Origin of the sequence: Planifilum fulgidum (assembly GCF_900113175.1) — a bacterium.
GTDB classification, from domain to species: Bacteria; Bacillota; Bacilli; order Thermoactinomycetales; family DSM-44946; genus Planifilum; species Planifilum fulgidum.
This window is the reverse complement of record NZ_FOOK01000013.1, coordinates 71,669-84,841: the sequence shown is the minus strand read 5'-3', so window position 1 is coordinate 84,841 and position 13,173 is coordinate 71,669. Positions and strand designations below refer to the sequence as shown.

General features: G+C 59.5%; 15 protein-coding genes and 1 pseudogene. 10 read left to right on the top strand and 6 right to left on the bottom strand.

What is annotated here, in order from left to right:
• The first annotated feature begins 67 nt into the window (after positions 1-67).
• Together BM063_RS17850 and BM063_RS09175 are read left to right on the top strand one after the other, a co-directional pair.
• Positions 68-310, top strand: coding sequence for an IS3 family transposase (locus tag BM063_RS17850; protein ID WP_092040967.1), 243 nt, complete (start codon positions 68-70; stop codon positions 308-310).
• Positions 311-477: 167 nt separating this feature from the next.
• A complete protein-coding gene (locus tag BM063_RS09175) occupies positions 478-1,614 on the top strand; it encodes a glycosyl hydrolase family 18 protein (protein ID WP_245752189.1) in 1,137 nt (378 codons plus the stop codon).
• A gap of 46 nt (positions 1,615-1,660) precedes the next feature.
• Here the strand turns inward: BM063_RS09175 and BM063_RS09170 are convergent, their stop codons facing one another.
• The 3 genes from BM063_RS09170 to BM063_RS09160 all read right to left on the bottom strand — a co-directional run bounded on the left by BM063_RS09170 (position 1,661) and on the right by BM063_RS09160 (position 3,983).
• Entirely contained in the window at positions 1,661-2,461 is an 801-nt protein-coding gene (locus tag BM063_RS09170; protein WP_092038165.1) for a MerR family transcriptional regulator, read from the bottom strand.
• Between the two features lie 23 nt (positions 2,462-2,484).
• Positions 2,485-2,907, bottom strand: coding sequence for a 50S ribosomal protein L11 (gene rplK / locus BM063_RS09165; protein WP_092038164.1), 423 nt, complete (start codon positions 2,905-2,907; stop codon positions 2,485-2,487).
• Positions 2,908-3,017: 110 nt separating this feature from the next.
• Entirely contained in the window at positions 3,018-3,983 is a 966-nt protein-coding gene (locus BM063_RS09160; protein WP_092038162.1) for a helix-turn-helix transcriptional regulator, read from the bottom strand.
• Between the two features lie 126 nt (positions 3,984-4,109).
• On the opposite strand from BM063_RS09160, the gene BM063_RS09155 reads away from it, so the two are divergent.
• Positions 4,110-4,640, top strand: coding sequence for a dihydrofolate reductase family protein (locus tag BM063_RS09155; protein WP_245752188.1), 531 nt, complete (start codon positions 4,110-4,112; stop codon positions 4,638-4,640).
• 44 nt (positions 4,641-4,684) lie between these two features.
• Here BM063_RS09155 and BM063_RS09150 read toward each other — a convergent pair whose 3' ends face one another.
• The 3 genes and pseudogenes from BM063_RS09150 to map form a co-directional block, all read right to left on the bottom strand.
• Positions 4,685-5,137, bottom strand: coding sequence for a hypothetical protein (locus BM063_RS09150; RefSeq protein WP_177199067.1), 453 nt, complete (start codon positions 5,135-5,137; stop codon positions 4,685-4,687).
• Between the two features lie 48 nt (positions 5,138-5,185).
• Positions 5,186-5,473 carry an antibiotic biosynthesis monooxygenase family protein gene (locus tag BM063_RS09145; RefSeq protein WP_177199066.1) on the bottom strand — a complete coding sequence of 96 codons (288 nt, stop codon included), beginning with the start codon at positions 5,471-5,473 and terminating at the stop codon, positions 5,186-5,188.
• A 206-nt stretch (positions 5,474-5,679) separates the two neighbouring features.
• A pseudogene (gene map, locus BM063_RS09140) lies at positions 5,680-6,391 on the bottom strand (type I methionyl aminopeptidase).
• 384 nt (positions 6,392-6,775) lie between these two features.
• On the opposite strand from map, the gene BM063_RS09130 reads away from it, so the two are divergent.
• From BM063_RS09130 to BM063_RS09100, 7 genes are all read left to right on the top strand, one after another.
• Positions 6,776-7,720 carry an ABC transporter ATP-binding protein gene (locus tag BM063_RS09130; protein ID WP_092038147.1) on the top strand — a complete coding sequence of 315 codons (945 nt, stop codon included), beginning with the start codon at positions 6,776-6,778 and terminating at the stop codon, positions 7,718-7,720.
• Positions 7,717-8,817, top strand: coding sequence for an ABC transporter permease (locus tag BM063_RS09125; protein ID WP_092038145.1), 1,101 nt, complete (start codon positions 7,717-7,719; stop codon positions 8,815-8,817). Before BM063_RS09130 ends, BM063_RS09125 begins: the two co-directional genes overlap by 4 nt.
• Positions 8,818-8,833: 16 nt before the next feature.
• On the top strand, positions 8,834-9,205 hold the full coding sequence (acpS, locus tag BM063_RS09120; RefSeq protein ID WP_092038143.1) for a holo-ACP synthase: 372 nt from the start codon (positions 8,834-8,836) through the stop codon (positions 9,203-9,205).
• Positions 9,206-9,286: 81 nt separating this feature from the next.
• The gene (locus BM063_RS09115; protein WP_143085293.1) at positions 9,287-10,843 is read left to right on the top strand and encodes an NAD(P)H-hydrate dehydratase; all 1,557 of its coding nucleotides are present in this window, start codon (positions 9,287-9,289) and stop codon (positions 10,841-10,843) included.
• A 40-nt stretch (positions 10,844-10,883) separates the two neighbouring features.
• On the top strand, positions 10,884-11,918 hold the full coding sequence (locus BM063_RS09110) for an outer membrane lipoprotein-sorting protein (RefSeq protein ID WP_092038139.1): 1,035 nt from the start codon (positions 10,884-10,886) through the stop codon (positions 11,916-11,918).
• Positions 11,919-12,133: 215 nt separating this feature from the next.
• Positions 12,134-12,496: a group I truncated hemoglobin gene (locus BM063_RS17630; protein WP_177199065.1), complete on the top strand. Its 363-nt coding sequence runs from the start codon at positions 12,134-12,136 to the stop codon at positions 12,494-12,496.
• A 242-nt stretch (positions 12,497-12,738) separates the two neighbouring features.
• Complete coding sequence (locus BM063_RS09100) at positions 12,739-13,110, top strand: group I truncated hemoglobin (RefSeq protein WP_092038134.1); 372 nt, start codon at positions 12,739-12,741, stop codon at positions 13,108-13,110.
• Positions 13,111-13,173: the final 63 nt, after the last annotated feature.

The following is a 13,173-nucleotide window of genomic DNA, read 5'->3' as shown; positions in this document are numbered from 1 at the left end:
GGACGTGTCTGGAACCATCCTTCACAGTGACCGTGGTTTCCAGTACACGTCCCATGACTACCATCACATGCTAGCTCAGTTTGGCCTCAGATCCAGCATGTCAAGAAGAGGCAATTGCTTGGACAATGCCCCAATCGAGAGCTTCTTCTCCCACTTAAAGACAGAAGCTCTCCAACACCATCATATCCAAGATACTGAGCAGGCTCAAATCCTAATTCAAAGGTATATTCGTTTTTACAACGAGGAGCGGCTTCAACTGAAATTAAACAAGCTGACGCCTGTAGAATACAGGCGTCAGCACGCCGCATAAGCCGGGTGTTTTTACGTGTCTACATTTTTGGGGCTTGACCAACGGTCGGAACGGGGTTTTTTTTGGGGGCTGCCGGGTGCCCCCCGCCGGAGGGGTCGCTTTCTTCATTGCATAAAAAGCCGCTTCCGAAAAAAGGTTATAGACAGATGCATTTCGGGAGTGATTTGATGCGACGCATTCTATGGATCGCCTTGGTGGCGGGGGTGATCGCCGCCGGATGCAATCAGGGGGCACAGCCCCGTCCCGAACAGGCCCGGCCGCATCCTCCCACCCATCAGCAGGTGAAGACGGAGCATCCGAAAATCTCCTCCTCGCCGACGATCACGACGGTGGGATATCTGGAACCCGTCGATCCCAGGGAAGCGGGGGATGTGGTGGAAGGTGTGGGCAAACACCTGAGTTACGTCGCCTTCTTCAGCTACCGGGTCAAGCCGGACGGCAGTCTGATTCCCCTGAAGGACGAATATCCCCTGCGGGTGACGAAACGGCAGGGCGCCGTTCCGATGTTGGTGATCACCAACTTCGCCGGGGGGAATTTTCAGCCGGACATCGCCCACAGCATTTTCACCGACCGCTCGGCCCAGAGGCGGCTGATCCGGAACGTGATCCGGGTGATGAAGAAGAAGGGGTACGGGGCGCTGAACGTCGATTTCGAACACATCCGGGAAGAGGACCGGGAGTTGTACAACGCCTTTTTGAAAACCTTCCTCCCGAGAATGAGGCGGGAAGGCTTTGTCGTCAGCACCGCCTTGGCTCCGAAAACGAGTGACCGGCAGGGCGGTCCCTGGCACGGCGCCCATGACTATGCCGTCCACGGCAAGCTGGCCGATTTCGTCATCCTGATGACTTACGAATGGGGGTGGACCGGCGGACCGCCCATGGCGGTGGCCCCCGTTCCCCAGGTCCGGGATGTGCTCGATTACGCCGTCCGGAAGATTCCCCGAAACAAGATTGTCATGGGGGCGCCCCTCTACGGTTACGACTGGACGCTTCCCTACCGGAAGGGAGGCCCTCCCGCCAAGAGGCTCTCCCCCAGAGAAGCGGCAGGCCTCGCCAAGATGAAGGGAGCCAGGGTGTTGTACAGCAACCGGGATCAGGCGCCGTATTATTATTACCGGGACGATCGGGGCAAAGAACACGTCGTCTGGTACGAAAATGAAGAAAGCATGCAAGCGAAGTTCAATCTGGTCAAGGAGTATCGCCTTCGGGGGATCAGCTACTGGGTCCTCGGGGAGGAATTTCCGCAGAACTGGCGCCTGTTGCGGGAGAACTTTCACATCCGGAAGGCGAAAAAAACCGCCTGACGCAAGCTGCCCGGTATGCCGGGCAGTTTGCGTTTCGGAACGCATCTTACGAGCCTTTTTTGAAGATTTCCAGAGCCTTGTGGATGAAGGCTTCTTCCTCTTGGGTGTAGGGGCGGGGATAGGGAGTGTCCTTCATCCCTTCCGAGAGGCTTTGCCGGATTTCCTCATCCCCCTTGGTGAAGGCCTGAACCAGATCCCACCATCGCTTTGCAAGCTCCTGCGCCTCGGGACCGGCGGGATCTTTTCCCTCGGTCACCAGCCGTTTCAGGAGGAGTATCACCTCTCTCCACTTCAGGGAGTCCTCCCGGGCCTGCTCCTCGCTGTAGCCGGGATGAAGTTCCTGAAGCCGCTTCCGCTGCTCTTCGGTGTAGGTTTTCTCCATCCATTCCCGTCCCTTGGGTCCCCGGGCGATTTGGACGGAAGTGTCGCAGTATTTCTCCCACCAGTCCTCGTCCTTTTCCAGACGGATCACCCGGAGCAGATCCAGGATCGCCTCCCAGTCGGGCTGCTTTTCCGCCAGCTTGTTTTCCACTTCTTCGATGGCGTCGATTGCCTGCTCGATGCGTTCTTTCTTGTCCTTCAAAATTTCCTTCTGCATGGCGAGCGACTCGGAGAGGGATTTCGGTTTTTCCAAAAAGCGCTTGATTTCGGTGAGGGAAAATCCGAGGAACTTCAGGCCCAGGATCTGCTCCAGGCGAAACAAATCCTCGTCGGTGTAGAGCCGGTGCCCTCCGTCGGAGTGGTGGGAGGGCTTCAACAGTCCCACCTTGTCGTAATAGCGGAGCGTCCGAATCGTGACGAACGCCTTTTCCGCCAACTGTCCCGTTGTGTAAAGGTTTTGTTTCACGGGCCGTCCTCCTTTCCCGGAGCTTAATCCGCAATCCGGATGCCCATGTTGCGGGCGGTTCCTTCGATCATTTTCACAGCGTTTTCCAGCCGGTTCGTGTTCAGATCCGGCAGTTTGATCTCGGCGATCTTTTCCAAATCCTTTCGCGAAAGGGTGGCGACGGTTTCGTGGCCCGGCCGGGCGGCCCCCTTTTCGATTCCCGCGGCACGTTTGAGAAGGAAGGCGGTGGGGGGCGTCTTGGTCCGGAGGACGAAGGAACGGTCCTCGAACACGGTCACCTCCGCGGGGATGATCATCCCCTGCTGTCCGGCGGTCAGTTCGTTATATTTCTGACAGAAAGCGAGCAGGTTGATTCCCGTCGGCGCGAGGTCCTTCCCCACTTTGGCCGGATTGGCTTTTCCGGCTTCCAGCTCCAGTTTCAGCCTTCGAATCACGTTTTTTCCCATGGTTCATCCCCCTTCTGGGGCTGTAGGGGCCCTGTCACTTACTGTAAAGGGTGACGCAGCGTCAGTTGCAAGGGGGGATTTTTTCGGGGAAGGTCTGTTTCGCCTCCTTTTTATTCCAATTCATAGAGCTTCAGCACCGACTCGGCCATCTCCCGGATTTTTTTCCTCAGGGACCGGGGGGAGAGGACCCGGATCTGGCTGTGGAAGCCGAGGAGGGTTTCCGCCGCCTCCTGTTCCGTATCAAACCGGAGGGTGACGGGGGTCCATCCCCGTGCGTCGGGCGTTTCCTCCTCCAGCAGGCGCACAAACCGGCCGGTGAACCGGATCCGCCGGAGCGCATCCGGTGAAAGTTCCGCCCGGACGGTGTACTCGGGCAGGTTTGCGACAAAGCGGGCCTTGGACCGCTTCCAATAGGAGGCGATCTCGAATCCCTCGGGGCGCGCGAAGCGTTCCTGCAGGATCTCGGCAAACCGGATCCGGCTGAGCCTGTAACTGCGGATTTCCCCTTCCCCGTCGGCGGCGACCAGATACCAGCCGCGTCCCCTCGCCACCAGGCCGAGGGGGTTGACTGTCCGCGTCTTTCGCTTTCCGTCCGCCCGTTCATAATCGATCCTCAGTTTTCTCTCCTCCCAGACCGCCTGCAGCACGGGAGTCATCCATTCGGGTTTTTCGATTTTTTCCTTCCAGGGTTCCAGATCGATGTGGATGCGGTCCCACAGTTTTTGGGCCCGGGGTTCCGCGGGGGAGGGGAGGTGGGGGAACAGTTTTTGCCGGGCGATCCGAAAGGGCCGGTCGATTCCCAAATCCCGCAAAAGGGATTCCGGGAAAGGGAGGAACAGGGAGGCGATCTCTTCCGCCGTCAGGGTGAGCAAGGTTTTTCGGTATTCGTCGAGCAGGCGCCATCCCCCGTTTTTTCCCCGGTCCGCCACCACGGGGATTCCCAGGGCGCTGAGGGCGTTCAGATCCCGCAAAACGGTCCGGCTGGACACCTCCAGCTCCTCCGCCAATTCTCTTGTGGTGACCTTTCCCCGTCGCTGCAGAAGGAGAAGAAGGGCCAGCAACCGGTCCCCCCGCATGGCCATCTTCCTTTCTTTTTTTAATCATGACAAAGGGTGTCGTATTTCGCGGTGTAGCATGAATATGCCCCTTCTCCGGTCGCGGGATTCAGGGGGCGCTGATCCATTCCCAGGGAGGGATTGCGTTTGGCGAGGAAAGTGATCGTATACATCGCGATGAGTCTGGACGGGTATATCGCCCGGGAAAACGGGGAGATCGACTGGCTGCTGGAAAATTCCCCGTCGGATCCCGCGGACTATGGCTACCCGGAGTTTTACGGGACGATCGACACCGTGATCATGGGAAAGGCGACCTACGATCAGCTTCCGGAGCTGACCGAAACGTTTCCCTACAAGGGGAAAAAGTGTTACGTCTTTTCCAGGACCGCTTCCGGCCGCGATGAACACGCGGAATATGTGAACGGGGACATCGGGGCCTTCGTGGAGGCGTTGAAAGGGCGATCGGGAAAGAACATCTGGTTGGTCGGGGGCAGCGAGCTGATCGAGGGGTTCCTGGAAGCGGGTGCGGTGGACGAGTTCATGATCTGTGTGATCCCCGTGTTGATCGGCGGGGGGATTCCGCTGTTCCGGAAGAACGGACGTCAGGAGCGGCTGAAGCTGAAAAGCCACTTCCGCTTCGGCGACTGCGTGATGCTCCATTACGAGGTGTTGCGGTGATTGAAGAAAGCGCCCCCTCCTTCCCTGCGGGAGGGGGCGCTTTTTCAAGTGAACTGGAAGGTGGCGAAAAGGATGACGATCAGAATCAACAAGGTGGTGACATGGGCCAGGATGGTGTAGCGCCTGGCCGTTTTGCGCAGGAGTTCGGCATCGCCGCTGTTCGTGGCGCTTTTCAGTTTCCGTCCGTAAAGGGTGAAGCCGATAATGTAGGCCAGAATGAACAGGCTGCCGAAACGCTCCTTGAACAGGAGCCACAGGGGCAAGTCCGCCGGGTTGTATTTGCTGTACAGCATGAACGCGCCGGCCGCCAGGACAATGATGGCGCTGGGAACCAGCGTGCGCATGTTGAGACGATGCACGGCTTGCAGGGTTTCCGACAGCGATTTCCCGTCCGCCGCTTTGGCGGTCCGACCGAGCCAGATGGCCAGGATGTGCATCGCGCCGAACCAGGTGGCGACTCCGGCGACGTGCAAAAAAAGAGCGATTTTGGTTGCCATGAAGTGGAGACCTCCCATAATGTGAACTCTGGCCGCCGCGTCCCTGATTTACGGAATCAGCACTTCGTAGGCGGAGACGTCGGGACGGCCCTCTTCCGCCCGGCGGCCGCCGTGGGCCTTCCGGAAGTGTTCGCTCTGCGTCCAGTTGATGAAGTCCTGTTTGGTTTCGAAGACGGTTTCCGCCACCAGGTGGGAGCCGTCCTCCGCTTTCAGCAGGCGGAAGGAGACGAAGCCCGGAACGGCCTTCATCGATTGGGGGGCATTTTGGAACCGTTCCTTCAGTTCCCGGAGATGTTCTTCGTTTTTGACGGGAATCCGGTTGTTGACCAAATACATGTTGCATCCTCCCATTTTTTCGCGTTGTCATCGGCTTTCTGCGGGGGCCGACGGATAAACTGCGGATGGCAAGGCAGAATAGGGAAAAAAGGAGCGATACCCTTGACAAGTCCGATGAAAGCGAAAAGGCTCGGCTGGATTGTCGTGGTCGCCGCCCTGGTGTTGTCGGTTCTCCTTTCCGTCGCCTGGTATCTGATCGGTTGAAATTACTGCTCGGTCAAAATCAAAAGGCCTTCCTCGGTGATGGCCACGGTGTGCTCATACTGGGCGGACAGGCTTCCGTCCACGGTCCGGGCCGTCCAACCGTCGTCGTCGATTTTGACCCGGTAATCCCCTGTGTTCAACATCGGTTCAATGGTGATCACCATTCCCGGCTTCAGGAGCACGCCCTGATTCGGCTTGCCGAAGTGGGGGATTTGGGGATCTTCGTGCATTCGCCGACCGATTCCGTGACCGACAAACTGGCGGACCACCGAATATCCCTGACCTTCGGCGTAGGATTGGATCGCGTGGGAAATGTCTCCCACCCGGTTGCCCGCCTTCGCCTGGGCGATCCCCCGGTAGAGGGATTCGCGGGTTGCGTCCAGAAGCCGGCACGCCTCGGAGGAGATGGTGCCGACAGGGTACGTCCAGGCGGAGTCGGCCAGCCATCCGTCGATATTCACCACCATGTCGATGGTGACGATGTCCCCTTCCCGGAGAGGGGTTTCGTCGGGCATTCCGTGGCAGACCACATCGTTTTTCGAACAGCAGGTGGCATAGGGATATCCCCATGTACCCCTTTTGTTCCGGCTTGGCTCCGTGCGACCGCAGATACTCTTCGACAAACCGATCGATTTCAAGGGGAGTGATGCCGGGCTTGATGAGGCGGGCCAATTCCCGGTGGCAGGAAGCCAACAGCCGGCCGGAACGGTGCATCTTTTCGATTTCGGCCCTGCTCTTAAGGGAAATGGTCAAGATCAAATACCCCTTTCCTCAGTATCATTATCCACTTTTATGGGATGAAAGAAAAGGGGATGACAAGAAACGTTCAGGATTTTCGCCTGTTTTTGTGACAAAAATGATGGAACGCCACAACCGGCGGGCAAGAGTCTACGGGCGAGGAGGGTGCGCCCGAGGGCCTTTGCTTGTCGCGGCGCGGGGGTTTGAGCGGATTTGGGTGATTGCGCTGATTTTTTTTCCGCTTTGTTTTGCCTGCGATACAGGACAGGGTTTTTCAGGGAACGGAAAGGCCCGTTCTTTTTTTTGCGCCGCACGGTGTATACTGGATGTAGCCAATCGCCGGGAGGAAGGAGGGAACCGATGAATACCGGGAGCGAAAGCGGCCCGATCGTTCGGGTCAGCCGCCTGGTCAAACGTTACGGGGGAAAACCGGTGGTAAGCGGCGTCAGTTTCGAGGTGGCGGAAGGGGAGGTGTTCGGCCTTTTGGGGCCCAACGGGGCCGGCAAGACGACGACGATGGAGATGATCGAGGGCCTGCGCCTTCCCGACGAAGGGGAGATTTTCGTGGACGGCATCGACGCCATCCGCCATCGGGACCGGGTCAAACGGATCATCGGCGTTCAGCTGCAGTCGACGGCCCTGTTTGAGCATCTCACCGTCCGGGAATCCCTCCAGCTCTACGCCAGCTTTTACGGCATATCCCGGGACTTCGAGCCGCTGCTGGATTCCTTTGACCTGAAAGAAAAGGAGCGGACCCTGGTGAAACATCTTTCCGGAGGACAGCGGCAGCGGCTGGCCATTGCCCTGGCGGTGGTGCACGATCCCAAGGTTCTCTTTCTGGATGAGCCGACGACGGGGCTGGATCCCCAAGCCCGGCGCGGACTGTGGGAGATCATCCGGAAGCTGAAGGGGGAGGGCCGGACGATTTTCTTGTCCACCCATTACATGGAGGAGGCGGAGCAGCTCTGCGATCGGGTGGCCATCATGGACCGGGGGGAGATCATCGCCCTGGACACGCCGGCGGGGTTGATCCGGGGATTGGAGTCGGACAGCGTCGTGGAGTTTACGGCGGAGTCGGAGGCCGAAGCGGCGTTTCATCGGCTCCCGGGGGTGAAGGAAGTGAGGCGGACCGGAGAACGGCAGACGGGCGTCGTCCTTTTGACGGATCGCCTGCAGGAGACGCTGAGCGGATTGATCACCTGGGCCGGCGAGCGGGGGGTGGTCCTGAAGGATCTCCGCACCCGAACGGCCACCCTGGAGGATGTGTTCCTACAGCGGACCGGAAAGAGGTTGACACAGGAATGAAAGCGTATCTTCAACTGACCAAGGCGCAGCTGTTGCTGTTCGCCCGCAACCGGAACATCGTGATCTGGACCCTGCTGTTTCCCATTTTCATGATGCTCGCCCTGGGGATGCTGGTCGGGGACGGCATGCGCTTTCAGGTGAGGGTGGCTGTCGCCGACGAGGACGGCTCGGAGGCGTCGCGGCAATTTGTCGGGGAGCTGGAAAAAGCGGAGGGGTTGGACCCGGTCCCGCCTTCCGGCGGCGGGCCGGAAATGATCCGCAGCGGGGAGGCGGATCTGGTCGTCGTGGTGAAAAAGGGCTTCGGCGAGCGGGTCGCATCGCCGGAGAAAGGGGAGACGGCCCGACTGGTCGCGCTCTACTACGACAAGAGCAACCCGGCGGTGGCGGAGATCGGAACGGCACTGGTCCGCCAGGCGGTGGACCGTCTGAACAAACGGCTGGTCCGTTTTCAGCCGGTGGTCGGGATGGAAGAAATCAATGTGCAAAGCCGGCCGATGAGTTATGTCGATTTCCTTGTTCCCGGCATTTTGTCCCTGATGATCATGAGCAACAACTTGAACGGTGTGGCCGGCACCATCGCTTCCTGGCGGGAGCGGGGAATCCTGCGCCGCATGCAGGGAACTCCCTTGTCCAGCGGCACGTTCATCGCCGGGCAGATTACCGCCCGCATCATCCTGAACGCAGTGCAGGCGATCGCCGTCCTCCTGGTGGCCTACTTCGCCTTTGACGTTCACGTTTACGGTTCCTGGGCCGCCTTGATCTTTTTCATTCTGCTCGGAACGCTGACTTTTCTGTCGATCGGTTTCATCATCGCCAGCCTGGCCCGCAGCCCCGAGAGCGCGGGTCCGATCGCCGGGCTGGTCTCCTTTCCGATGATTTTTGTCGGGGGGATTTTCTTTCCCATCCGGAATTTGCCGGACATCCTGCAGCCGCTGGTCGAGGTGATACCCATCGTTCACCTGACCCGCGCGCTTCGGGACATCATGAACGCGGGCGCCGGGATGGCGGATTTGTGGATGCCGACGGCGGCCTTGTCGGCCTGGCTCGTCGTCTCCTTCCTGGTGGCGGCCAAGACGTTTCGGTGGGATGTGGAATGAGGGGGGTGGACGCGCGATGATTCTCGGCATCGGCATCGATCTGGTGGAATTGGAGCGGATTCGCCGGTTCGGGGCGGAGCGGCTGGCGCGACGCATTTTGACCGAAAGGGAGAGGGCCTATCTGCCGCGGTCGGAAGGACGGATCCTGGAATTTCTCGCCGGCCGGTTTGCGGCCAAGGAGGCGGTGTCCAAGGCGGCGGGCACGGGGATCGGCAAGCTGAGCTTTCAAGACATCGAAATCCTCCCCGACGAAAGGAGCTGTCCGCAGGTCCGCCTCAGCCCGCAGGGCCGGGCCGCCCTGGGCTGGGGGGAGGAGGTGCGCCTCCATCTTTCCATCACCCATTCGGACCACTATGCGACGGCGATGGTCGTGGCGGAGCGGATCTGACCGGCTGCGGGTTTGTCAGCCTTGTCTGCATATTCCACGGGACGGGGACATACATATATATCGCGGTTGGGAGGGACATGTGTGTACTTGACAACTGCACAGGAGATGCGCGATCTGGACCGTTATGCCATCGAAACGATCGGCATTCCCGGTGTGGTGTTGATGGAAAACGCCGGAAAGGCGGTGGCCCGGTTGCTGACGGACCGGCTTCCCCATCCGGGAGATGCCCTCGTTCTCGCCGGAACCGGCAACAACGGCGGAGACGGGTTTGTGGCGGCCCGCCATCTGGCCGCCGCCGGCTGGCGGGTGACCGTCTGGCTGGCGGGACCGGAAGAAAAGCTCACCTCCGATGCTCGCGTCTTCTTCCGGGTCTGCCGCAACCTGGGAATTCCCGTCGTCCGGGATGCGGCGGAGCGACGGGAGGAACTTTCGCGCCGGATCGCGGAAGCGGATGCGATCGTCGACGCTTTGCTCGGCACCGGCATCCGGGGAGAGGTGCGTCCCCGGGCGCTGGAGCTGATCCGCCTGGTCAACGAAAACCGCCGGGGCGCCGTTGTCGCCGTCGATGTGCCCAGCGGCGCCGACACGGACACGGGAGCCCTGCTGCCGGAGGCGATCCGCGCCGACTGGACGGTGACCTTTGCCTATCCCAAGTGGTGCCACTATCTGCGGCCGGCCGCCGAACACTGCGGCGAAGTGATTGTCGCCGACATCGGCATTCCCCGGTCGGCGGCGGAACACCGTCCCCCCGCGGCCCGCGTCAACGATCCCTCCTGGTGGAGGGAATGGCTGCGTCCCCGCTCCCGCTGGTCCCACAAGGGGACGTACGGACATCTGCTGGTGGTCGGCGGCTCGCGGGGGATGCTCGGCGCCGCTGTTCTGGCGGGAATGGCGGGTCTCCGCATCGGCGCGGGGCTTTCGACGGTGGCCGTCCCCGCCGGACAAGAACCGATTCTCGCCGCCAAGGTGACGGATGCGCTGGTATGGGGATGGCCGGATGACGGCGAGGGGAGGTTTGCCGGAGACAGCGCCCGGGTCTTGGCGGAACGGGTCGACCGGTTCACCGCTGCCGCCGTGGGTCCCGGGCTGGGACGTTTTCCCGGCGAAGGGACCTGGCTTCGGGGAGTGCTCGAGACGTTGCCGTGTCCGGTGGTGTTAGACGCGGACGGGCTGAACATCCTGGCGGAACATCCCGATGCGCTTCGCTTCCGGAAAGGGGAGACGATCCTGACGCCCCATCCCGGGGAAATGGCCCGTCTGGCGGGGACAAATACGGCCGGGGTGGAGTCGTCCCGGCACGTTCTCGCCCGGGAGTGGGCGAAGAAGACGGGGTGCGTGGTGGTGTTGAAGGGAACCCACACCATCATCGCCTTTCCCGACGGGACCCAGATGGTGAACCCCACGGGCACTCCGGCCATGGCCAAAGCGGGCTCCGGCGACGTCCTGAGCGGGGTGATCGGCGGCCTTCTCGCCCGGGGAATCCCTGCGGCTGCGGCGGCCGCGATGGGGGTGTACCTGCACGGCCTCGCCGGCGAACTCGCCGTCCGCACGTCCGAGCACAGCCTGCTCGCCTCCGAAATCCTGTCACAACTGGGAACCGCTCTGTCCCGGCTCGCGTCCGATCGCGCCCGTGCCTAACCGACACATTTCCCGGGAAATCGACGAAGGGGCTGATCAAATGCGTCGGAAAGCGTGGGCGATCGTGACTGTGGTGATCGTCTTGACACTTCTGGCGGGTTGTGGTCCCAAAAGCGCCGAAGAAGTGGTGCACGATTTGTCCGAGCGCTCCGAGGACCTGAAAAGTTACCGCAGTCAGGCCAAAATGACGATTCAGACCGGCAGCAAGCCGCAGGTGTACGATGTCGAGGTTTGGTACAAACAACCGCACTATTACCGGGTCAGCTTGAAAAATGTGAACAAGGACATCACCCAGATCCTCCTTCGCAATGATGACGGCGTGTACGTATTGACCCCCCATCTGAACAAGAGCTTTCGCTTCCACAGTGATTGGCCGGAATCCAGCGGGCAGGTTTATCTGTACCAGACGATCATAAACAGCATCATCGACGATTCCTCCCGCGTGTTTACCGCCGGCGAGGAAGATTACCGGTTTGAGGTGGCCGCGAAGTTTGAACAGAATCATTCGCTGGTGAAACAGCGGATTTGGCTGGACCGCAAGCTGAATCCCAAAAGGGTGGAAGTGTTGGATGCGGATGACCAAGTGAAGGTGCTCGTGGAATTTAACCGGTTTGAGCCCGATGCCAGCTTTGACAAGGACGCCTTTGACATGGAGCGGAACATGACCGGTTATGGCGATCCGACGATCGTCCCCTCCTCGGGCCGGGAGGAGGCAACGGAGGAGAAGGAAAAGAAGGAGCTTAGCGTGCTGACCCCCGGATGGATTCCCGAGGGAACCCGCCTGGTCGATCAGCAGACGGTGAGCAGCCCGGAGGGCAAAGTGGTGATTTTGCGTTATCAGGGCGAATCCCCCTTCACCCTGAGCCAGAGGAAGCCGGAGGCGGTACAGGCCAGCCTTCCCCTTTACGGACGACCGATCGATCTCGGCTTCACCCAGGGCATTCTGCTGGAAACGGATGAGAACAAGCGGCTTTCCTGGACCTATGAAGGGACCGATTTCGAATTGGTGGGCAACCTGCCGGTGGATGTCATGGCCCGGATCGCCCGTTCGATCGAAGATCAACCGGCCAAATGAGGAAAACGGGACCTGATGGGGACGGGGCCCGGTTCCCGTTTTTTTTAAGGGAACAGGGCGATCCGCCCCTTTTTTTTTATCGGTGCGGGGTTTGTAAAAACTGCATCTTCCCCTTATGGACTTTCTCCGAAAGAAAGGTTAAAATGCTATTACAAAATGGTTATTTGTGTTTTTGGAAAATAATGAGAATCCATGGAAAATCAGGGGGAAGCGGTGTGGAGGAAACAAACCTTTATTACAAGTTGGGCGGTCAAAAGGCGATCAGAGCCGTCGTGGAGGAGTTTTACCGCCGGATGCTGGAGGACGAGTTGGTGAACGAGGCGTTTAGAGGAATCGACATGGACCGGCTCAGGAACCACCAAACCGCCTTCCTTTCCTATGCTCTCGGCGGACCCGTCGAATATGACGGAAGAACCCTGCGGGAAGGGCACAAGGGTCTCAACATCACATCCGAGCAGTATGAGCGGATGATCCGGATCATGAACGACACGCTGAGGACCTTCAACGTGGCCGACGAGGACCGGGTAAAGATCGAGGCTTTTCTCCGTTCGGTCAAACCTTTTGTCGTGGGGCAATAAATTTCGGGATGAGGGCTGGAAATCCAAGAAAAATATACACTATTCTTAGTCTATTGAATATAGAATCAATTGCGGTTAAAATAGAGAATGGGAATTATCAATCCATCATTCCGATGTCGTAGAAGCTGATCGGTTGCAACACATCCGGGTTTCATCTTTTCTACATATCTTCGTGTGTCGCGGGAGGATTGTTGACGGCCCTCGCGGTATGGGAACCAAGCAGACGACGAGGAGGAATTGTCATGCAAGAAAGCTCTCAAACCACCCTTTACGAACAATTGGGGGGACAGGAAGCGATCGACGCGGTCGTGGAAGAGTTTTACGCCCGCGTGTTGGCGGACGAAAAGGTGAAGGATCTGTTCAAAAACACGGATATGGAAAAGCAGAAGCGCCATCAGGCCGCCTTCATCGCCTACGCCACCGGAGGACCCAACCGCTACCGGGGGCGCACCATCAAAAAGGCCCATGAGGGGCTGGGCATCACCGAGGAGCAGTTTATGGCGGTTGCCACGCACCTGTCCGACGCGCTGAAACACTTCAACGTTCCGCAGCACTTGATCGACCGGGTTATTGAGATTTTCGCCTCCCTGAAGGACGACGTGGTCGAGCAATAACGGGATGGACAAGCCTCGATGCCGATCCGGCGAAATGGGGCCGGAGGGGGCCGCGACAGCGGC

Excerpts from the sequence above, each read along its gene's own strand:
- BM063_RS09150 (WP_177199067.1), bottom strand. The coding sequence starts at position 5,137 with ATGGCAACCAAAATCGCTCTTTTTTTGCACGTCGCCGGAGTCGCCACC.
- acpS (WP_092038143.1), top strand. The coding sequence starts at position 8,834 with ATGATTCTCGGCATCGGCATCGATCTGGTGGAATTGGAGCGGATTCGC.
- BM063_RS09125 (WP_092038145.1), top strand. The coding sequence starts at position 7,717 with ATGAAAGCGTATCTTCAACTGACCAAGGCGCAGCTGTTGCTGTTCGCC.
- BM063_RS09130 (WP_092038147.1), top strand. The coding sequence starts at position 6,776 with ATGAATACCGGGAGCGAAAGCGGCCCGATCGTTCGGGTCAGCCGCCTG.
- rplK (WP_092038164.1), bottom strand. The coding sequence starts at position 2,907 with ATGGGAAAAAACGTGATTCGAAGGCTGAAACTGGAGCTGGAAGCCGGA.
- BM063_RS09160 (WP_092038162.1), bottom strand. The coding sequence starts at position 3,983 with ATGCGGGGGGACCGGTTGCTGGCCCTTCTTCTCCTTCTGCAGCGACGG.
- BM063_RS09175 (WP_245752189.1), top strand. The coding sequence starts at position 478 with ATGCGACGCATTCTATGGATCGCCTTGGTGGCGGGGGTGATCGCCGCC.
- BM063_RS09110 (WP_092038139.1), top strand. The coding sequence starts at position 10,884 with ATGCGTCGGAAAGCGTGGGCGATCGTGACTGTGGTGATCGTCTTGACA.
- BM063_RS09100 (WP_092038134.1), top strand. The coding sequence starts at position 12,739 with ATGCAAGAAAGCTCTCAAACCACCCTTTACGAACAATTGGGGGGACAG.
- BM063_RS17850 (WP_092040967.1), top strand. The coding sequence starts at position 68 with ATGCTAGCTCAGTTTGGCCTCAGATCCAGCATGTCAAGAAGAGGCAAT.
- BM063_RS09145 (WP_177199066.1), bottom strand. The coding sequence starts at position 5,473 with ATGTATTTGGTCAACAACCGGATTCCCGTCAAAAACGAAGAACATCTC.